This is a genomic window from Variovorax sp. LARHSF232, from assembly GCF_052871435.1.
Genome location: NZ_JBIXJS010000008.1, coordinates 253359 through 272182, shown reverse-complemented (window position 1 = coordinate 272182; position 18824 = coordinate 253359). Strand labels below are relative to the sequence as shown.

18 protein-coding genes are annotated in these 18824 nt (G+C 67.0%); 11 read left to right on the top strand and 7 right to left on the bottom strand.

All coding sequences use genetic code 11. The annotated features are described in order from the left end of the window. Positions 1-103 precede the first annotated feature (103 nt). The 3 genes from ACIPRI_RS20550 to ACIPRI_RS20540 are packed head-to-tail and all read right to left on the bottom strand — an operon-like array spanning position 104 to position 2301. Entirely contained in the window at positions 104-1006 is a 903-nt protein-coding gene (locus ACIPRI_RS20550; RefSeq protein WP_446623319.1) for a LysR family transcriptional regulator, read from the bottom strand. A gap of 53 nt (positions 1007-1059) precedes the next feature. Next, the gene (locus ACIPRI_RS20545; RefSeq protein WP_446623318.1) at positions 1060-1335 is read right to left on the bottom strand and encodes a DUF2164 domain-containing protein; all 276 of its coding nucleotides are present in this window, start codon (positions 1333-1335) and stop codon (positions 1060-1062) included. Positions 1336-1395: 60 nt separating this feature from the next. Continuing rightward, the gene (locus ACIPRI_RS20540; protein ID WP_446623317.1) at positions 1396-2301 is read right to left on the bottom strand and encodes a DUF72 domain-containing protein; all 906 of its coding nucleotides are present in this window, start codon (positions 2299-2301) and stop codon (positions 1396-1398) included. A gap of 105 nt (positions 2302-2406) precedes the next feature. Between ACIPRI_RS20540 and ACIPRI_RS20535 the strand changes: the two genes are divergently transcribed. Continuing rightward, on the top strand, positions 2407-3237 hold the full coding sequence (locus ACIPRI_RS20535) for an alpha/beta fold hydrolase (protein ID WP_446623316.1): 831 nt from the start codon (positions 2407-2409) through the stop codon (positions 3235-3237). Between the two features lie 11 nt (positions 3238-3248). Here ACIPRI_RS20535 and ACIPRI_RS20530 read toward each other — a convergent pair whose 3' ends face one another. Then, entirely contained in the window at positions 3249-3869 is a 621-nt protein-coding gene (locus tag ACIPRI_RS20530) for a TetR/AcrR family transcriptional regulator (RefSeq protein ID WP_446623315.1), read from the bottom strand. Positions 3870-3904: 35 nt separating this feature from the next. Then, positions 3905-5011, bottom strand: coding sequence for an aromatic ring-hydroxylating oxygenase subunit alpha (locus ACIPRI_RS20525; RefSeq protein WP_446623314.1), 1107 nt, complete (start codon positions 5009-5011; stop codon positions 3905-3907). An 18-nt stretch (positions 5012-5029) separates the two neighbouring features. On the opposite strand from ACIPRI_RS20525, the gene ACIPRI_RS20520 reads away from it, so the two are divergent. Then, a complete protein-coding gene (locus tag ACIPRI_RS20520) occupies positions 5030-5569 on the top strand; it encodes a hypothetical protein (RefSeq protein WP_446623313.1) in 540 nt (179 codons plus the stop codon). A gap of 19 nt (positions 5570-5588) precedes the next feature. Here the strand turns inward: ACIPRI_RS20520 and ACIPRI_RS20515 are convergent, their stop codons facing one another. Further along, positions 5589-5804, bottom strand: coding sequence for an alpha/beta fold hydrolase (locus ACIPRI_RS20515; protein WP_446623341.1), 216 nt, complete (start codon positions 5802-5804; stop codon positions 5589-5591). Positions 5805-6168: 364 nt separating this feature from the next. Between ACIPRI_RS20515 and ACIPRI_RS20510 the strand changes: the two genes are divergently transcribed. The 6 genes from ACIPRI_RS20510 to ACIPRI_RS20485 all read left to right on the top strand — a co-directional run bounded on the left by ACIPRI_RS20510 (position 6169) and on the right by ACIPRI_RS20485 (position 13743). Next, complete coding sequence (locus tag ACIPRI_RS20510; protein WP_446623312.1) at positions 6169-7590, top strand: FAD-binding oxidoreductase; 1422 nt, start codon at positions 6169-6171, stop codon at positions 7588-7590. Between the two features lie 65 nt (positions 7591-7655). After that, positions 7656-8735, top strand: coding sequence for an ABC transporter substrate-binding protein (locus tag ACIPRI_RS20505; protein ID WP_446623311.1), 1080 nt, complete (start codon positions 7656-7658; stop codon positions 8733-8735). A gap of 12 nt (positions 8736-8747) precedes the next feature. Beyond that, entirely contained in the window at positions 8748-9842 is a 1095-nt protein-coding gene (locus tag ACIPRI_RS20500) for an ABC transporter ATP-binding protein (protein WP_446623310.1), read from the top strand. 56 nt (positions 9843-9898) lie between these two features. Further along, on the top strand, positions 9899-11617 hold the full coding sequence (locus tag ACIPRI_RS20495) for an ABC transporter permease subunit (protein ID WP_446623340.1): 1719 nt from the start codon (positions 9899-9901) through the stop codon (positions 11615-11617). Between the two features lie 43 nt (positions 11618-11660). Then, positions 11661-12563 carry a 4-hydroxy-tetrahydrodipicolinate synthase gene (gene dapA / locus ACIPRI_RS20490; RefSeq protein WP_446623309.1) on the top strand — a complete coding sequence of 301 codons (903 nt, stop codon included), beginning with the start codon at positions 11661-11663 and terminating at the stop codon, positions 12561-12563. 13 nt (positions 12564-12576) lie between these two features. Beyond that, positions 12577-13743 (top strand): alpha-hydroxy acid oxidase, encoded by a 1167-nt coding sequence (locus tag ACIPRI_RS20485; RefSeq protein ID WP_446623308.1) that lies wholly within the window; start codon positions 12577-12579, stop codon positions 13741-13743. A gap of 2 nt (positions 13744-13745) precedes the next feature. Here the strand turns inward: ACIPRI_RS20485 and ACIPRI_RS20480 are convergent, their stop codons facing one another. After that, positions 13746-14585, bottom strand: a complete 840-nt coding sequence (locus ACIPRI_RS20480) for an IclR family transcriptional regulator (RefSeq protein WP_446623307.1) — start codon at positions 14583-14585, stop codon at positions 13746-13748. A gap of 556 nt (positions 14586-15141) precedes the next feature. Between ACIPRI_RS20480 and ACIPRI_RS20475 the strand changes: the two genes are divergently transcribed. Genes ACIPRI_RS20475 through ACIPRI_RS20465 form a run of 3 tightly spaced genes read left to right on the top strand, consistent with a single transcriptional unit; the run spans position 15142 to position 18732 of the window. Continuing rightward, entirely contained in the window at positions 15142-16623 is a 1482-nt protein-coding gene (locus tag ACIPRI_RS20475) for an aldehyde dehydrogenase family protein (protein WP_446623306.1), read from the top strand. A 43-nt stretch (positions 16624-16666) separates the two neighbouring features. Beyond that, complete coding sequence (locus tag ACIPRI_RS20470) at positions 16667-17386, top strand: cupin domain-containing protein (RefSeq protein WP_446623305.1); 720 nt, start codon at positions 16667-16669, stop codon at positions 17384-17386. 20 nt (positions 17387-17406) lie between these two features. Then, positions 17407-18732 (top strand): NAD(P)/FAD-dependent oxidoreductase, encoded by a 1326-nt coding sequence (locus tag ACIPRI_RS20465; RefSeq protein WP_446623304.1) that lies wholly within the window; start codon positions 17407-17409, stop codon positions 18730-18732. Positions 18733-18824: the final 92 nt, after the last annotated feature.

Here is an 18824-nt window from a genome sequence, read left to right as displayed (position 1 = left end):
TCTGGGAATTCCCCTGCGTGAAGGGAAGGACAAAGCCGCCACGCCAGCTTTCGCGGATCGCGAAAGCTGGCCCGGGTTTCCCCCTAAGAGCAAGGTACGATGGTCAGCGTTGCGGCGCGGCGCAGAGGTGGTCGATCAACAGGCGCACGTGACGCGGCACCGCATTGGCATCGCGCAGGCCGATCAGCAGGCGGCGCGAGGCCCAATCGTCCTGCAGTGCGATCTGCCGCAGGTTCATCGAGCGCAGGTGCGGCTGAATCGCCTCGCGCGGCAGCACCGCCACGCCCAGGCCCGCGGCCACCATCTGGCACATCGCGTCGAAGCTGCGCACCTGCAGGCGCATCTTCAGGCTGCGCCCCAGGGCGCTGGTCTCTGCCTGCAGGCGCTTGGCCAGCGAGGTGCCCTTGGGCAGGCTGACGAAGTCGTACTCGATGGCATCTTCGAAGCGCACGCTGCGCCGGCGCGCCAGCGGATGCCCTTGCGGCACGACGAGCACCAGGCGGTCTTCGCGGTAGTTGATCTGGTGCAGGCCGAAGGCCTGCGTGCGGTCGGCAAAGATGCCGAAGTCGGCACGCCCGTCGAGCACCGCCAGCACCACGTCGCCGCTGTTCTCTTCCTCCAGCTCGATGCGGATGCCGGGGTTCGCGCGCACGAAGGACGAGATGTCCGCGGGCAAAAACTGCGTCACCGCAGACGTGTTGGCCCACAGGCGCACCACGCCGACCAGGCCGGTGGCGTAGTCCGACAGGTCCGCGGCCAGCTGGTCGACGTCGCTGAGGATGCGTTGGGCGTGCGCCTGTAGCGCCTGGCCGGCCACCGTCAGGGTGATGCCGCGCGAATGGCGCTCCAGCAGCGGGGCGCCCACGGCCGCCTCGAGGTCGGTGATGCGCTTGCTGGCGGCGCCCACGGCCAGGTGGGCCAGTTCGGCGCCCTTGCTGATGCTGCCGCTGCGCGCCACCAGGCTGAACAGCGAGAGCGAGAACAGGTCAAGCCGGTGAAGATTCACGGGGGTGCGCGAAGGAGGAAGGTCATGCGCCTATTTTCGCTGGGCCCCCGGCTTCACTTTCGCTCGCGCCCCTTGTGCTCGTACTTGCGCCAGTACTGAAACTCTTCCTCATGGACTTCGATGTCCAGCTCCGAGACTCTGGCCTGGAGGCGCTCCTGCGCGTCGGACACGGCCTGGTTGTAGATGACCGGGCCGATTTCCTCCAGGAAGAAGCCAAGGAGTGCGCCGGCAGCCAGGTTGCCGATGGGTTCCTCCATGTTCTCTCGAAAGTACCTCTCGATGGAGGCGATGGCTTCCTTGCGGGCTTCCTTGTTCAGCGCGATGGTCATGGCGGCTCTCGTCCAGTTGGCGTGCGGGGGTTGCGCGGCCTATTCTGGCTCGCGACGATTTCAAGCGCCGCCAAAGCCGGTGCGCACGCCCAGCCGTTGCGCCAGGCTGGCCGCATCGAAGGGCGCGTAGACCTTGGTGTCGTTGTCGAAGTAGCAGAACACCTCGCGCCGGCCGCGCCGGGCCGCCACTTCGGAAGCCAGCTTCGCGTCCTTCACCTGCCGGCCCTGCCGCCAGGCCCGGATGCGCTCGGCCCAGCGGTCCAGCGCCGCCTCGCCATAGCCGCTGGAATACAGCTTCTTGTCGCCGTGCAGGCGCAGGTAGACGAAGTCGGCGGTGAGGTCCTCGATCAAGGGCCAGCGCCCGGCCGTGTCCGCCACCACCAGCGCCACGCGGTGCCGGCGCAGTTGGTCGATGAAGGCCGGGTCGACAAAACTCTTGTGCCGAACCTCCATCGCATGGCGGATGCGCAGGCCGCGCGGCGCCTTCAGCCAGCTGCGGCCGTTCAGGCGCTCGTCATGCTGGCGGGCCAGCGCCAGCGCCGCGCGGCTGTCGTGCGGCAGCAGCGCGAGAAAGTCCTCGACGCGCTCGCCCTGGTAGGCCAGGTTCGGCGGCAGCTGCCACAGGATCGGCCCCAGTTTCTTGCCCAGCGCCAGCACGCCGGAGGCCAGGAAGTTGGCCAGCGCGCCCTGCACGTCCTTCAGCCGATGCATGTGGGTGATGTAGCGCGAGCCCTTGACGGCGAAGACGAAGCCCTCGGGTGTCTGGTCGTGCCATTGCTGGTAGGAATCGGGCCGCTGCAGCGAATAGAAGGAGCCGTTGAGCTCGATGGTGGGCAGCATGTGCGCGGCGAAGGTCAGTTCCTCGCGCTGCGGCATGCCGGTGGGATAGAAGCGCCCGCGCCACGGGGGATAGCGCCAGCCGGAGATGCCGATGTGGATGTCGCTCTTCGCGCCGCGGCGGGTCATGGCTTTGCCGTCCTCACACAAATTTACTCGGCTTCTCTCGCCTTTGGGTCGCTTCTGCCCCAACCTTGCGCTCCTTCCTTTTCACCCACCATGGAGCGCACAAGCATGAGCTTTTACACCACCCAAGATGGCACCCGGATCTACTACAAGGACTGGGGCGACAAGGGCGCCACCCCGGTCACCTTCTCGCACGGCTGGCCGCTGACGGCCGATGCCTGGGACGCGCAGATGGTGTTTCTGGGCGAGCGCGGCTATCGCGTCATCGCCCATGACCGGCGCGGCCACGGCCGCTCGAGCCAACCCTGGAACGGCAACCACATGGACACCTACGCCGACGACCTGGCCGGGCTGATGGATTCGCTGGCGCTGCAGGGCGCGGTGATGGTGGGCCACTCCACCGGCGGCGGCGAGGTGGCGCGCTATATCGGCAGACATGGCACCAAGCGCGTGTCCAAGGCCGTGCTGCTGGGCGCCGTGCCGCCGCTGATGCTCAAGACCGCGGCCAACCCGGGCGGGCTTCCGATCGAGGTGTTCGACGGCATCCGGGCCGGCGTGACCGCCGATCGCTCGCAGTTCTTCAAGGATCTGACCATTCCCTTCTACGGCGCCAACCGGCCGGACGCCAAGGTCTCCCAGGGCCTGCGCGATTCCTTCTGGCTACAGGGCATGGCCGGCGGCCACAAGGGCCTGCTGGACTGCATCAAGCAATTCTCGGAAACCGACTTCACCGAGGACCTGAAGAAGTTCGACGTACCCACCTTGATCGCGCACGGAGACGACGACCAGATCGTGCCCATCGGCGCCTCCGCCATGTTGGCGGCCAAGCTGGTCAAGGGCGCCACCCTGAAGGTCTACCCCGGCGCATCGCACGGACTGGCCAGCACCCATGCCGATCAATTCAACGCCGACCTGCTGGCCTTCATTCAACAGCCTTGAGAACCCTGGCTTCAGGTCGGCAGCGCGTCGCCGGTGGACACGACTCGCAGGACCTCGTGCGCGATGGCCTTCATCCATGCCGAGTCGCTCTTGAGCGCCGGCACCGGGAAGGCCTTGCTGAAGGTGGGGCGCACGATCTTGGCGTAGTTCAGCGTGCCCAGGATGATCGTGAGCACGACCACGGCCGGAATCTCGCGGCGAACCAGGCCGGCCGCTTGCGCCTCCTCCAGCAAGGCCAGGCTGCCGAGCAGGAAGACCTCGAGCGGGCGGGTTTGCGCCAGCTGAATCCGCTCGGAGTTGTCGAGCAGTTCGCGCGTGACAAGCCTGAAACCCGTGGGCCGTGTGTGCATCCATTCCACCTGCAGCGCCACGAAAGCCTGCAGGCGCAGCGCCAGGCTGCCGGCCGGCTCGACACGCCGCTGCATGAGCGCCATCAGCTCCTCGGCCTGCTTCTCGAGCACGGCGCGGTACAGCACCTCCTTGCTCGGGAAGTGATGGAGCAGCCCCGGGTTGCCGACCTCGGCGTCGCGTGCGATGGCCGACAGCGACGCGCCCTGAAATCCGTGGTCGGCAAAGTGCTGCTCCGCGCAAACCAGAATGATTTCCTTGCGAGACTTGGGTGGGCTTGGCATCTCGCAATTGTAGGAATCGGGCGTCAGTGAGCCCGCTAGGATGCGGGGCGCAAAGCGGCGAGCTGCTGCTGAAGCTGCGAATGAAAGCGCGGCGCGCTGTATTCGAAAGTGCCAAAGGTCAGTGCCGCGTTGGCGCCCGATGCGAGGCCTGCCTGGATCGACTCGGCCAGCGCGTAGTCTTCCTGGAGGGTGCGCCGGTACAAGGCGACATTGGCCTCCCAGTGCGCCTTCGCCTTGTCGGAGGTCGGCGCTTCCGGAATCAGGGTGAGCTCGTGCACGCGCGTGCGGGTGGGGCCGAGCGGCTCGAGGCTGCCGAGCTGCGCATGGTCGGGCTGGACCAGGACGGTTGTGTTCGGGAAGAAGAAGTAGGTCAGGTTGCCGTAGCGCCTCGGGTCGAAGCCGCTGACCTCGGGCTTGTCTTCCGAGAACTTCGCCTTGATGAGGTAGAGCCGCCGATGCAGGTCGAACTCGTCGACGACCTGCATGTTGTCCACGAACATGTGGGCGATGGTCTTGCGGTGCGCCACCTTGAAGTGATAGGCCTCGAAGGCGCCGTCGATGAGCAGCTTCCAGTTGGCGTCGACCTCGTAGGAGCGCGGCGCATACGCCACGGGCGCGCGCAGCCCGGCCAGCGACTCGAGGTTGTCCATCAGCGCGCCCAGGTGCGCACCGGGGTCGCTGGCCGACAGCGCCGGATCGAGCACCACCCAGACGGTCCCCGCGCGCTCGACTGTGGCCAGCTTGCGCAGGCCCGATTCTTCCTGCTTGAGGCAGGGGAAGCCGAAGGACGCGGGCACGCACCGCAGCGCGCCGTCGGGCCGGTAGGTCCACGCGTGATACGGGCAGACGAAGGCGCGCGCCTGGCTGCCGCTGCCCTCGGGCACCACGCGGGCGCCGCGATGGCGGCAGACATTCAGGAAGGCCTGGACCTGCCCGTCTTCCTGTCGCACCAAGAGCAGCGGAATGCCGAAGTGCGTCAGCGACAGCCAGGCGCCGGGCGACGCGAGTGACGAACTGCCGGCCACGGGTTGCGGGTGCTGGCGCAGCAGGCGCAGCTCCTGGCCGGCAATGGCCTCGTTCGTGTACTGGCCAACCTGGACCTGGCCGCTCTGCGCGGCGGCGTCTGCGCGCCCGGCCTGCATGGCAAGGGTTGCTCTGCGATGAAGATCGGCGGCAAAGTCATCGCTCATCTGAAGGGCTTCCGGTTCAATGGGACGAAGGCCCGACGACGGGGTCCCTTTGCCTCAATGTACCGACTGACCAGTCGGTATGTCAATCGGTCGCACTTCTTCTACCCCTGCCTTGACGGCTGGCGTGTCGTTGGCTCCCTTCATACTGCCGGCTCACTCCTGAAAGGACGCCGCATGATTCGCCTTGACTCCCTGCCCTTGAAGCTTGCCTGCGCCGCGGCGTTGATGCAGTTGCTTTGCGCATGCGCGGGTGCACCCGCCGCCGCGCCGGCGAGTCCGACTGGCCCTCAGGGCGCGGCTGGCAGCGCCGAGGGCTGCAAGGCCGACCAGATGCCGGACGCCGCCCTGGTCGGCAAGGCCGAAGCCGATGCGCTGGCCTTGCTCAAGGGTTGCCCGTGGCGCATCGGCGAACGCGACGGCCAGCAATTTCCCGGCACCATGGACTTTCAGCCGACCCGGCGGACATTGGGCATTGCCGCCGGCAAGGTGACTTGGGTTCGGCGCGGATAAAAGACGGGCACGCGGAAGCTTATTTGGCCGCGACCTTCACGTTGACGGCTGCCTGCTTGATCAAGTCAGCGACGGCTTTCGGCTTGGACACGTAGACCGCATGGCTGCCGCCGGTCTCGGCGACGGTGGCACCGGCACGCTTGGACATGAGACGTTGCGCGGGCGGCGGGATCATCTTGTCATCCGTGGCCACCAGCTGCCAACTCGGCTTGGACTTGAACTCCTTTGGCGTGATGTACGCAATCAGCCTTCAGCAGAGCCCGCGAACAGAAGGCGAGCCACAGCCCCGCGACTTGGCAAATCCCCGTCCATAGCACCAGCGTGGGGACAGGGACAAGGTGGGACACCGCAAGGAAGACCATCAGGTAGGCGATGGTGCAACTGCGGAAAACAAAAATCTGCGGCAAATCGCCCAAGGTGCCGAGAGGCGCAATGCGTTCTCGGGCTAACCCTGATTCCCATCAAACAAGGCAACATTAATAATCTTTATTCGATTGATGTAAGCGCATTGCGATTGCATGGCCTGGTAGTTGCTTGAATTAACCGCAGCCGCACTTGGACGGCTATCAGTCCCTGAAATGGTGCAAAAAGGACCCCGAATGAAGCTTATTGAAGCGTTGATCCAACTGCTCGGACCCGACGCCGTGCTCCAAACCGAAGCGGACATGGCAGGCTTTACGGAAGACTGGCGCGGACGCTATCGCGGGGTCGCCGCCTGCGTGGTGCTCCCGTCCTCGACGGAGCAAGTCGCCGCCGTGGTGAGCGTGTGCGTGCAATACGGCACCGCCGTCCTGCCGCAAGGCGGCAACACCAGCCTGTGTGGCGGCGCGGTGCCGGACGAAGCACAGGCGCCGCCCGTGATCGTGTCGCTCAACCGGATGCGCAAGGTGCGTTCGATCGACGCGGCCAACAACTCCATGGTGGTGGACGCCGGTTGCGTCCTTGCAGCGGTACAGCAGGCCGCAGTGGAGGCCCGGCGCTTCTATCCGGTGAGCCTGGGCGCCGAGGGCTCCTGCCAGATCGGCGGCACCATCGCCACCAATGCCGGCGGCACCGGCGTGCTGCGCTGGGGCGGCACGCGCGAGAACGTGCTGGGGCTGGAAGTCGTGCTGCCCGACGGCACCATCTGGGACGGCTTGTACGCCCTGCGCAAGAACAACACGGGAATCGACCTCAAGCACCTGTTCATCGGCGCCGAGGGCACGACGGGAATCATCACCGCCGCCACCCTGAAGCTGCACCCGCTGCCCACCAGCCATGCCATGGCCTGGTTCGCACCGACCGACCCGCAGGCCGCGGTCGAAGTGCTGGGCCTGTTCCAGGCGCGCTGCGGTTCCCAGCTTTCCGCGTACGAGATGATGGACGCGCGCCAGTTGAACCTGGTGCTCGCCCACGTGGCGGGGCGGCGCGACCCGCTGGCCTCGCCCCACCCCTGGCATGTGCTGGTCGAGCTGGCCGACACGGCCGACGCGGCGACGCTCGACCAGGCCCTGCAGGACGTGCTGGAACTGGCCAGCGAAAGAGGCTTGCTCAGCGACGCCGTGCTGGCCAGCACCGAGGCGCAGCGCGCCGCGCTGTGGGAAGTGCGGCACAGCGTGTCGGAAGCCAACAAGAAGGCCGGCATGGGCCTGACCACCGACTGCGCGGTGCCGGTTTCGGCCGTGCCGACCTTCATCACGCAGGCTACCGAGGCAGTGCGCGCCCTGGTGCCGGACATGCCGGTGGCGGTGGTCGCCCATCTCGGCGATGGCAACGCGCACTTCATTCCCTTCTATTCCTTCGAGCAATGGAAGGCGCTGCCCGACCAGGAAGCCGCGGCGCAGGCCGTGCGCCATGCCGTCAACGAGATTGCCCATGTCCTGGGCGGCACCTTCAGCGCCGAACACGGCGTCGGCCGCACCCAGCTGGCGGAGATGCGCAGCTACAAGTCCGCCGTCGAGCTGCGCTTGATGCGCACCATCAAGCAGGCGCTCGATCCCGAGCACCGCTTCAATCCCGGCCGGCTGCTGCCGTCCGAGTGAAGCGCATCCCGTCTCCCCCTTTTTTTTCACCCCTTCCTGTCAACCACTCTCATCCTGGAGCTGCCATGAGCGCCAAACAATCCCTCTCGCGTCGCGTCGTCCTGAAGTCTGCTGCCGCCGGTTTGACGGCCCTGGCCGCACCCGCCATCTGGACGCCCGCCCGGGCCGCCAGCAAGCGCATCGTCGTTCGCGACGACGGCGGCATCTACACCAAGGCCTACGGCGCGGTGTTCTATCGCCCCTTCACCGAGAAGACCGGCATCGAGGTCGTGGCCGTGCAGGCCAACGCCGAGCCCACTGCGCAGATCCGCAGCATGGTCGAGACCAAGAACTACACCTGGGACATGGCCAAGATCAGCCAGCCTGCCATCCGCACCCTGACCAGCGGCAGCAAGATCTATCTGGAAAAGCACGGCCTGGAAGCCGACCCGATGGTCGCGACCATCCCGGCGCAATTCATGTCGCCCTATGGCGTGGGCAACAACGTCTATTCCACGGTGCTGGCCTACCGCACCGACAAGTTCAAGGGCCGCAAGGCGCCCGCCTCGTGGGCCGACTTCTGGAACGTGAAGGACTTCCCGGGCCGCCGCGGCCTGCGCAAGCATCCCTTCGACACGATCGAGGAAGCGCTGATGGCCGACGGCGTGCCCAACGGGCAGGTCTATCCCTGCAACGTGGACCGCGCCATCGCCAGCCTCGACAAGATCAAGGCCGGCGTCGACGTGTGGTGGACCTCCGGCGCGCAGGTCGAGCAGATGCTGGGCAACGGCGAGGTCGACATGGTGGCAACCTGGGTGTCGCGCGCCCAGTCGGCCATCGCCAACGGCGCGCCGGTCGGCATCGTCTGGAACCAGAACCTCTGGGGCTGCGACAGCTGGTCGATCCTGGCCGGCACGCCCAACGCCGACGCCTGCCGCGAGTTCATCAAGTTTTCGTCCGACCCCAAGCGGATGGCCGCCCTCACCGAGTACTTCCCCGCCGGCATGACGCAGCCGTCCGCCTTCAGCTTCGTCAAGCCGGAGGTGGCCAAGGGCTGCCCGACGCACCCGGACAACATCAAGAACGGCCTGCAGATCGATGCCCGCTACTGGCAGGAGAACCAGGCACAGGTGCTGGAGAAGTTCAACGCCTGGGTCCTCAAGTAAGCGCCTTCCACCATGTCCAAGACCAGCCTGAAGATTTCCGGCCTTTCCAAGCGCTACGGCGACTTCGTCGCGCTCGCGCCGACCGACATCGACGTCGCCCAGGGCGAGTTCCTCACCCTGCTGGGCCCGTCGGGCTCCGGCAAGACGACCTTGCTGAGCCTGATCGCCGGACTCGCCCAGCCCGACGAGGGCCGGATGTTCATCGACGGCGTCGACGCCACGCACAGCGCGCCGTACGAGCGCGACATTGGCATGGTGTTCCAGAACTACGCCCTGTTCCCGCACATGACGGTGGAGGACAACATTGCCTTCCCGCTGCGCATGCGCAAGGAAGCGCAGGCCTCGATCGGGCGGCGGGTGGCGCAGGCGCTCGAGATGATCCGCCTGCCGCACGTCGCCAAGCGCTATCCGCGCGAACTCTCCGGCGGCCAGCAGCAGCGCATCGCACTGGCGCGCTGCATGGTCTACCGGCCCTCGATCATCCTGATGGACGAGCCGCTGGGCGCGCTCGACAAGAAGCTGCGCGACCAGATGCAGCTGGAGATCAAGCGCATCCACCGCGAACTGGGCACCACCATCGTCTACGTCACGCACGACCAGGAAGAGGCGATGACGATGTCGGACCGCATCTGCCTGATGAACGGCGGGCGCATCGAGCAGCTCGGCTCGCCGGCCGATCTGTACTTCCGGCCGCGCACCCTGTTCGTGGCGGACTTCCTGGGCGAATCGAACCTGCTGCCCGGCACCGTCGCCGGCGTGGGCGCGGACGGCGTGAGCGTCTCCTTGCAGGGCAGCCAGTTGACGGCACGCGGCGTGTCGAACGGCGCCGCGCTGGCGCCGGGCCATGCGGTGCGCGTGATGGTGCGCCCGCAGAACCTGAACGTGTCGTCGGCGCCGGCGGCGCCCGGCCAGCTGTCGGGCCAGCTGGTCGACACCATGATCACCGGCAGCCTGACCAAGCTCTACCTGCAGGGCGCCAGCCAGGCCGAGCCGATCGTGGCCGCCTTCCCGACCTGCCAGGCCACCGAGCGCTACGAGGCCGGCCAGATGCTGTCGCTGCACTGGCAGGCGAGCGACGCCGTCGTGATCGCGGAAGGGACGTCATGAACATCCGCGTCAAGGCGCCCCGGCGCCGCCTGGGCGAATCGTGGCGGCAGATTTTCATGGGCGCGCCGCTGGTGGTTCTGCTGCTGGTGATGCTGGTCTATCCGGTCGGACAGCTGCTGCTGCTCAGCGTCCAGAACGACGAAGGCTTCAGCCTGGCGTCGTACCGGCAGCTGTTCGCCTCGTCGGTGTACGTCAACGTCCTCTTGATCACGCTCAAGATCTCGCTGTGGACGACCCTGCTGTCCGTGCTGGCCGCCTATCCGGTGGCCTACCTGATCTCGGCATCGTCACCGAAGCGCAAGGGCACGCTGCTGTTCTGGGTGCTGCTGTCGTTCTGGACCAGCTTCCTGGTGCGCGCCTTCGCCTGGGTCGTGCTGCTGGGGCGCAACGGCGTCATCAACCAGTTGCTGGTGTCGATGGGCGTGATCGACGCGCCGGCGAGCCTGCTCTACAGCATGGGCAGCGTGCTGGTCGGCATGGTGCATGCGCTGATGCCGCTGGCGGTGCTCACCATGCTGTCGGTCATGGAGAACATCGACCGCAACCTGCCGCGCGCCGCCGCCACGCTGGGCGCGCCCCCGGGCACCGCCTTCTGGACGGTGTACTTCCCGCAGTCGCTGCCCGGTGTGGCGGCCGCCGCCATCATGGTGTTCGTGACGGCGGTCGGCTTCTTCATCGTGCCCGCCCTGCTGGGCGGGCGCCAGGAGACCATGATCACGCAGATCATCATCGACCAGGTGCAGCAGACGCTGAACTGGGGCTTTGCCGGCGCCATCTCGGTGCTGCTGCTGGTGGTGGTGCTGGCGGTGTTCGCGCTCTACGACAAGCTGCTCGGCCTGTCCACCATGACGGGCAGCGCACCCAGCCGCACGCGGCCCGTGGCCGCCTCGGCCGGCACCCGCTGGATCAAGCGCCAGGGCAGCGAGCTGCTGATCGCGCTGGGGCGCGGCTGCGACCTGCTCCTGGGCCTGCTGCCGCGTCGCCAGGCGCGCCGCGAAGGGCCGGCGCCCGGCTGGAGCCTGCTGGTCTGGGGCGTCCTGCTGTTCCTGAGCGTGCCGGCCTTCCTGATGATTCCGCTGTCCTTCAGCAGCGGCTCGGGCCTGGCCTGGCCGCCCAAGGGCTTCTCGCTGCAGTGGTACCAGCAGATGTTCGACTCGCCGCTGTGGGTGCAGTCCATCGTGCGCTCGCTCACCGTGGCCCTGGGCGCGGGCGTGCTGTCGATGCTGATCGGCACGCCGGCGGCCCTGCTGCTGGTGCGCGGGCAGATGCGCGGCAAGTCGGCCATGCTGGCGTTCGTGCTGTCGCCGATCATCGTGCCGCGCATGATCATCGCCGTCGGCATGTTCTATTTCTTCGCGCGGGTCGGCCTGGTCGGCACCTGGATCGGCCTGGTGCTCGGCCACACCGTGGTGGCGGTGCCCTACGTCGTGATGACCATGATGGCTGTGCTGCGCAACTACGACACGCGGCTCGACCTGGCGGCGCAGAGCCTGGGCGCCAGCCCGATGGCCACGCTGCGGCACGTGACCTTCCCGATCCTCGCGGCCGGCCTGCTGTCGTCCTTCCTGTTCGCCTTCGCCACCTCCTTCGACGAACTGACCATCTCGCTGTTCGCCTCCGGCGGCCTCAGCTCGACCTTGCCCAAGCAGTTCTGGGACGAAGTGACGCTGCAGCTGTCGCCGGTCATCGCGGCGGTGTCGACCTGCCTGTTCGTCTTCATCGCGGCGCTGATCTGGGTTGCCGACCGGCTGCGCCGCGCCAGCCTGGACCGCTGAGCGTTTCCTCCATTCATCCTGTTCACACAAGAAAACCGTTCCCATGAGCTTCATCGACGCATCCAAGCTGCGCGGCATCATTCCCGCCATCCCCACCCCGGTCAACGCCGACGACACGATCAACGTGCCGGCCACGAAGGCGCTGCTGGCCTACCTGCTTGCGCAAGGCATCGACGGCGTGCTGCCGCTGGGCGGCACCGGCGAATATGGCGCGCTGTCGCGCGCCGAGCGCACCAAGATGGTCCGCCTGACCGTCGACGCCGTGGCCAGCAAGGTGCCCGTTATCCCGGGCGTGCTCGACCCGGGCTTTCACGACGCGATGGATGCCGGCAAGGCCTTCGCCGACGCCGGCGCGGACGCGCTGCTGGTGCTGACGCCCTACTACACCAACCCCACGCAGGCCGGCATCCGCGACTACTTCCTGCGCTACGCCGACAGCTCGCCGCTGCCGATCCTGATCTACGAGATTCCCTACCGCACCCGCATCGCCATCGCGCCCGAGGTGCTGCACGAACTTTCGCGCCACGAACGCATCATCGGCATGAAGGCGTGCAACACCGACATGTACCACTTCCTGCGCACCATCGCGGGCGTGGACGATTCCTTCGCCGTGCTCAGCGGCGAGGACACGCTGTTCCCCCTGCATGTGGCCGCCGGCGCGCGCGGCGGCATCGTGGTGACGGCCAGCCTGCTGCCGTGCGCCTGGCGCAACATCTACGACGCGGCGCGCGAGGGCCGCACCGGCGAGGCGCTGGCACTGCACCGGGAGCTGATTCCGCTGATGGACCTGGCCTTCGCCGAGACCAACCCGGGGCCGATGAAATCCGTCATGGACCTGATCGGCGTCGACGCGCCGCAGATGCTGGCGCCGCTGGTGCCGCCGGCGCCGGAACTGCAGGCCGCGCTGCGCGAAGAGCTGGCACGCCAGCTGGCGCGCGCCGCCTGATCCGGGGCACGCCATGGCGGCATTGCCGGCGGTGCAAGACTACCGCGCGCTGGCGCACAAGCGTCTTGCGAGGATGGCCAGGGACTACCTGGAAGGCGGTGCGGAAGACCTGCGCACCCTGGGGCGCAACCGGAAGGCCTACGACGCCCTCCTGTTCAAGCCTACCGTGCTGACCGACGTCACGTCGGTGGACGCGAGCGTGGAGGTCCTCGGACAGCCGCTGGCGATGCCCGCGGTGGTGGGCCCGACTGGACTGAACGGCCTTTACTACCCGCGCGCCGAAGAGGCGCTGGCGACGGCCGCGCACCGGGCCGGCCTGCCCTTCGTGGTGTCCACGGCCTCCACTTCGCTGCTGGAGGACGTGCGCCGCGCAAGCGACGGCGAACTGTGGCTTCAGCTCTACGTGCAGCGCGACCGCGGCATCTCCCAGCGCATGATGGAGCGCGCCCGAGCGGCCGGCTACTCGGTGCTGATGCTCACCGTCGACACGCCGGTGCACGGCGTGCGCGACCACGACATCCGCAACGGTTTCAAGATGCCGCTGCGCATCACGTCGCGGCTGATGGCCGATGTCATCACCCATCCGCGCTGGTGCCTGCGCATGCTGCGCCAGGGCGGCTCGCCCCAGTTGGTGAACTTGGCGCGCAGCGCCGGCACGGCGGTCAACCTGGCGGCCCAGGCCGCCGCCATGAGCCGCCAGATGGACATGTCGCTCGACTGGCAGGACATCGACTGGCTGCGCGCGCACTGGCCCGGCCGCCTGCTGGTGAAGGGCATCCTGTCGGTGGACGACGCACTGAAGGCGCGTGCGACGGGCGTGGACGGCATCGTGCTTTCCAACCATGGCGGCCGCCAGCTGGAAAGCGCGCCCAGCCCGCTCGAGCTGCTGCCGGCCGTGGCCGAGGCGGCGGGTTCGGCAATGACGGTCATGATGGACGGCGGGATCCGGCGTGGCAGCGACATCGTCAAGGCGCGTGCCCTGGGTGCCCAGGCGGTCCTGCTGGGGCGCGCGCCGCTCTACGGACTGGCCGCACGCGGTCCGCGTGGCGTCGACGAGGTGCTGCAGATATTGCGGCGCGAATGCGAGACGACCCTGCGCCTGCTCGGTTGCCCGCGAGCGGCGGAACTGAGCCCTTCGGTGTTTCAGCCGGCGTGGAAAGAGCGGCTGAAGGCGCTCTGACGCTATTCGACGTAGCCTGCGAACTTGGCTTTGGAGATGGAGGTGGCAGCCACCTGCACGTGCTGCGCAAGTTGCGCCTCCACCTGCTCGGTGGTCCATCGGGTCGTCGGCACGGCGATGTTGATCGCCGCCACCGCGATACCGCGGTGGTCGGTGATCGGGGCGGCAATGGAGATGTCGCCCAGAACGGTCTCGTTGGTGATCACCGCATAACCACGCTCGGCCGCACGTTCGATGCGCGCAAGGAGTTCTTCCATGCGCGTCTCCGTGTAGGGCGTGATCGCCGTCAGGCGTGAGCGCTGCAGGATCTCCGCCCGCTGCTGCGGCGCCATGCGCGCCAGGATGGCCGTGCCCGAGGCGGTGCAGAAGGCCGGCAGCCGGCTGCCCACGGCGATGTCCACATTCACCAGATGCATGCCGGGAAAGCGGGCCACGAACACGATCTCGGTGTCGTCGAGTTCCTGCAGGTTGGCGGTCTCTCCCAGCGTCCGGCTGATGTCCAGCAGGTACGGCGACGCCTTGTCCACCAGCGCATTGGTGCGCAGGTAGTTGTAAGACAGCTGCAGCACCTTGGACGTGAGGCCGTATTGACGCGTGTCCGGAATACGGCGCAGGTAGCCTATTTTTTCCAGCGTGTACACCACGCGCTGCGTCGCGCTGCGGTCGAGACCCGACACGCGCGCGATATCCGCAATGGTCAGGTGGCCCCGCGTGCCGTTGAATGCATCCAGAACCTGAAAGGCCTTTTCCGTCGAACCGATGAACAGCGACGAATGGCCATGGCGCCTGGTTTGCTGGTTTTCCGAGGGGATCTCGGGAGATGGATCCGACGGGCTGGGCATCTGCGCGGAAAAACTGAGGTGGAGGAAACGCCCATCGGGCCATCCGCCGTGGTTGCAGCGGGCGGGCCGGGCAAGTTTACCGCGTGTCCGAAGCCGTGCGCGACATCAGAGCAGCGTGCCTCAGGCGGACAGGAGGCATTGCGGCATTTCGGTGTACGACCTCGGAAGTCACGCCCTCTTGTACCCCCAACAGCGCTTTGTGCCGACTTCATGGCCTCTCCCACACGGCAAGGCGTGACGAAGGTCCGGTCGTGGCCGGGTCCAGCCCATCGCGAGGCCGAAGTCTACGACCGCTCCCGAGTGCGTCCGACGTGAAAGCCTCTGACGTATGCACGACGGCAGGATCTGCTGTCGCGACTCGCATAACCGCAGCCTGCTTTGTGCAAGACCTTCATTGCAGCACCGGCGCGAGGGGCACGCGGCCTAAACTTTTGGACATCCAAAGGCCCGACCTCAGCCCATCATGACGCACCCCACCGCATTGCCAAGCATCCGTGGCCACGCTTTTATGGATCGCAATGAGCAACCCTGACGCCGTTTCCAAAGGACCGACTCCGTGAACTCCTCCATCATCGAACACCTCAGGAGCACTGGCCGCCTGGATCGCATGTTCGTTGGCGGCGAGTGGGTCGTGCCCGAGACGCAAGCTCGCAGCGCCGTCGTCGACCCATCGACTGAGGAGCCTGTCGCGGAGATCGCACTGGGCAGTGCAAAAGATGTCGCCGCAGCCGTGACTGCGGCGCGGCGCGCATTCGCGACCTGGTCCGTGAGTTCCGCCCAGAGCAGGGCCTTGCTTCTCGACCGCGTCCACTCCCTGATCCTCGAGCGCGCAGAACTGTTCGCTCAGGCGATCTCGTTGGAGATGGGCGCTGCCATCGGCTTTGCGCGCAGCACGCAGGTGCCGTCTGCGGCACAGCACATCCGCGTGGCCCGCGACAATGCGCTCGGTTATCCATTTGTCACCCATCGGGGGGACATGGCCATCATGCGCGAGGCCATCGGCGTGTGCGGCCTGATCACACCGTGGAACTGGCCGCTCTACCAGATCACAGCCAAGGTCGGGCCCGCCCTGGCAGCCGGATGTACGGTCGTTCTCAAGCCCAGCGAGCTGTCGCCCCTGAGCGCCTTGCTCTTTGCCGAAGTGGTGCACGATGCCGGCATCCCGCCGGGTGTGTTCAACCTGGTGAACGGCAATGGGCCGGAGGTCGGCGCCGCCTTGGCGTCGCATCCGGACGTGGACATGATCTCGATCACCGGTTCGACAAGGGCCGGCGTCCTGGTTGCTCAGGCGGCGGCCCCGACGGTGAAGCGCGTGGCCCAGGAACTCGGCGGGAAATCGCCCAACCTCATCCTGCCGGATGCGGACCTGGCGCGTGCCATACCGACAGGCGTGGCGGCCGCCTTCCGCAACGTCGGCCAATCCTGCAGCGCTCCGACGCGCATGATCGTGCCCCGCGCGCGCCTACAAGAGGTCGAACGGATCGCGCTCGAAGCGGCATCCAGCATCGTCGTGGGCGATCCCCGCTCGCAGCAGACCACGCACGGCCCGCTGGCGAATCGCGCGCAGTTCAATCGGGTGCAGGAAATGATCGGCATCGGAATCGCCGAAGGCGCGCGGCTCATGTGTGGCGGCCTCGGGCGGCCGGAGGCCTTGGGCCGCGGCTTCTACTGCCGTCCGACCATCTTCACCGCGGTGCATCCTCAAATGCAGATCGCACAGGAGGAGATCTTCGGGCCTGTGCTCGCGTTGATCCCCTATGACAGCGTGGACGCGGCCGTGGAAATTGCCAACGGCACCGTCTACGGCCTGGGCGCTCACGTGCAAGGGCAGGACCTTGCCGCGGCTCGCGCCGTCGCGGCGCGGATCCGGTCCGGGCAGGTGCACATCAACTATCCGGCCTGGAACCCCCATGCCCCCTTCGGTGGCTACAAGCGCTCCGGAAACGGCCGCGAATACGGAATAGAAGGTCTCGAGGAGTACCTGGAAACCAAAGCCATTCTTGGCTTCCAGGATGCCTCGGCACCCAGTAGCGACTGACAGGCTTTTCACAGAAGACATCGCGCATCGCGCAGGAGCAATCATGACAGTGGCCCTAGTACTGCACCGCGCCGACGGCGCACCCCTTTCGACCGCTTTCCGCAGGGCGCCGTTCGGCAAGAACGACCCCTTTGCGCGGCATCGCGAAATCGCGTGGGAAGGACCGGACTCGATGATCGCGGGCCGGGCCAGCTTCATTGGTGAGCTTGAAGTCGCAAGCTATCCCCACATCGAAACCATCGTCGTCGTCGAGGGGGGGCTGACGCTGACTGGGGCCGGGGCGGCCCCGCTGGTGCTCGGTCCCCAGGCGGGTGCCGTCATCGGATGCGGTACATCGCTTCATATCCAGGCCGGATCCCGCGTGCGCTTCGTGTTTTGCGCGGCCGCTTGCGAGAGACCGACGAAGCGCGGTCTCTTCCCCCTGCACGCCGACGCCAACTTCAAGCCCACCGCCACGCTACCCGCGGAAGTGCTGCTGGGCGCCTCGCCCGAGTGCCGCAGCGACAACGTCTTCATCGACGACGGCGCGCAGTACAGCGCCGGCACGTGGGACTCGACCCCCTACCACCGGATCGTTCGCCCGCATCGCATGAACGAGTTCATGCATCTCCTGGCCGGCAGCGTGCGGTTCGCAGCCCCTGCCGGTAGCGTATTTTCGGCGGGCACGGGCGATGCGCTTTTCGTGCCCCAGGGCGCACCGATCGGGTGGGAAAGCAGCGATCGCGTGGCGAAGTTCTACGTGGTTCAGAGCCGCCAGTCTTGAACGGGCGAGCGAGATTCATCATGTCCCCTCCGCTGCACCACGTCCAAACTTCGCCCACGCTGCCGGCTTCAGCTGACGTCGTCGTGATCGGCGGCGGCATCATCGGCGTCTTTACCGCCTACTACCTGGCCAAGCGCGGCGTTTCGGTGGCCTTGGTGGAAAAGGGCAGGATCGGCGCCGAGCAATCGAGCCGCAACTGGGGTTGGTGCCGGCAGCAGAACCGCGACGCTCGCGAACTGCCGTTAGCGAGCAAGAGCCTCGACCTGTGGGAACAATTTGCCGCCGAGAGCGGTGAAGACGCGGGCTTCCATCGCTGTGGGCTCTTGTATCTCAGCAATGACGAGGCCGAAATTTCCCGTTGGGCCAGCTGGCGCGATTTTGCGACAACCGCAGGCGTGACGACCCACATGCTGAGTGGCCGTGAGGCCGCCGAGCGCGGTCAGGCGACCGGCCGCGCCTGGAAAGGCGGCGTCTTCTCGCCCAGCGATGGCACCGCCGATCCTGCCAAGGCCGCGCCGGCCGTGGCCGCTGCGCTCATGAAGCTCGGGGGCAGCGTCCACCAGAATTGCGCTGCCCGCGGCATCGAAACGGAAGGCGGACGGGTCAGCGGCGTCATCACGGAAGCCGGAGTCATCAAGACCAGCACGGCCGTGCTCGCCGGTGGTGCCTGGGCATCCTCGTTCTGTCGCCAGCTGGGCATCCGTTTTCCCCAGGCCTCGATCCGCCAATCCATCCTGAGCGTGTCCCCTGTGGAGCATCGCTTGCCGGATGCCGTGGTCAGTGCGGGCGTGTCTGCCACGCGCCGCAACGACGGACGCTACGCACTGGCTATCAGCGGCCGCGCGCGCGTGGACGTCACGCCACAGTTCATGCGATTCGCCCCGCAGTTCGTGCCCATGTTCGCCAAGCGCTGGCGCAACCTTCTTCCGGGAGGCCTGGAAGGCTTTCGTGGTGGCCACGAAACGCTCACGCGGTGGCGGCTCGATGCGCCGACGCCCATGGAGCGGGTGCGCATCCTCGATCCGAAGCCCGATTTGCCGACGATCAGGGAGACCCACCGCCGCGCCGTCGAACTGCTACCGGAGCTGCGCGCAGCAAAGATCACGCACGCGTGGGCCGGTTTCGTCGATAGCACGCCGGATGGTGTTCCCGGCATCGGCGAAGTGCCGTCCATACCGGGCTTCATCCTGGCCGCGGGCTTTTCCGGGCACGGCTTTGGCATCGGCCCTGGCGCCGGCCACCTCATCGCGGACCTTGCCAGCGGCGCCGAACCGATTGTCGACCCCGTACCGTATCGGCCGGAGCGCTTCAGCAACTCGGCATGGGGCAAGGTCGCTGATTTCTAGGCCGCGTCTGCAAGGAGCGGCTCCCATGCTCGTGTCAATCGGCATTCCTACATCACTGGAGCTCTTTCCATGCCACTGAGAGATTTCAAGGT

What these genes read in the sequence shown, in the direction of transcription:
- ACIPRI_RS20465 (WP_446623304.1), top strand. Translation starts at nt 17,407, where the DNA reads ATGTCCCCTCCGCTGCACCACGTCCAAACTTCGCCCACGCTGCCGGCT.
- ACIPRI_RS20480 (WP_446623307.1), bottom strand. Translation starts at nt 14,585, where the DNA reads ATGCCCAGCCCGTCGGATCCATCTCCCGAGATCCCCTCGGAAAACCAG.
- ACIPRI_RS20495 (WP_446623340.1), top strand. Translation starts at nt 9,899, where the DNA reads ATGGGCGCGCCGCTGGTGGTTCTGCTGCTGGTGATGCTGGTCTATCCG.
- ACIPRI_RS20540 (WP_446623317.1), bottom strand. Translation starts at nt 2,301, where the DNA reads ATGACCCGCCGCGGCGCGAAGAGCGACATCCACATCGGCATCTCCGGC.
- ACIPRI_RS20485 (WP_446623308.1), top strand. Translation starts at nt 12,577, where the DNA reads ATGGCGGCATTGCCGGCGGTGCAAGACTACCGCGCGCTGGCGCACAAG.
- ACIPRI_RS20470 (WP_446623305.1), top strand. Translation starts at nt 16,667, where the DNA reads ATGACAGTGGCCCTAGTACTGCACCGCGCCGACGGCGCACCCCTTTCG.
- ACIPRI_RS20520 (WP_446623313.1), top strand. Translation starts at nt 5,030, where the DNA reads ATGAAGATCGGCGGCAAAGTCATCGCTCATCTGAAGGGCTTCCGGTTC.
- ACIPRI_RS20530 (WP_446623315.1), bottom strand. Translation starts at nt 3,869, where the DNA reads ATGCCAAGCCCACCCAAGTCTCGCAAGGAAATCATTCTGGTTTGCGCG.
- ACIPRI_RS20505 (WP_446623311.1), top strand. Translation starts at nt 7,656, where the DNA reads ATGAGCGCCAAACAATCCCTCTCGCGTCGCGTCGTCCTGAAGTCTGCT.
- ACIPRI_RS20535 (WP_446623316.1), top strand. Translation starts at nt 2,407, where the DNA reads ATGAGCTTTTACACCACCCAAGATGGCACCCGGATCTACTACAAGGAC.
- ACIPRI_RS20525 (WP_446623314.1), bottom strand. Translation starts at nt 5,011, where the DNA reads ATGCAGGCCGGGCGCGCAGACGCCGCCGCGCAGAGCGGCCAGGTCCAG.
- ACIPRI_RS20500 (WP_446623310.1), top strand. Translation starts at nt 8,748, where the DNA reads ATGTCCAAGACCAGCCTGAAGATTTCCGGCCTTTCCAAGCGCTACGGC.
- ACIPRI_RS20545 (WP_446623318.1), bottom strand. Translation starts at nt 1,335, where the DNA reads ATGACCATCGCGCTGAACAAGGAAGCCCGCAAGGAAGCCATCGCCTCC.
- ACIPRI_RS20510 (WP_446623312.1), top strand. Translation starts at nt 6,169, where the DNA reads ATGAAGCTTATTGAAGCGTTGATCCAACTGCTCGGACCCGACGCCGTG.
- dapA (WP_446623309.1), top strand. Translation starts at nt 11,661, where the DNA reads ATGAGCTTCATCGACGCATCCAAGCTGCGCGGCATCATTCCCGCCATC.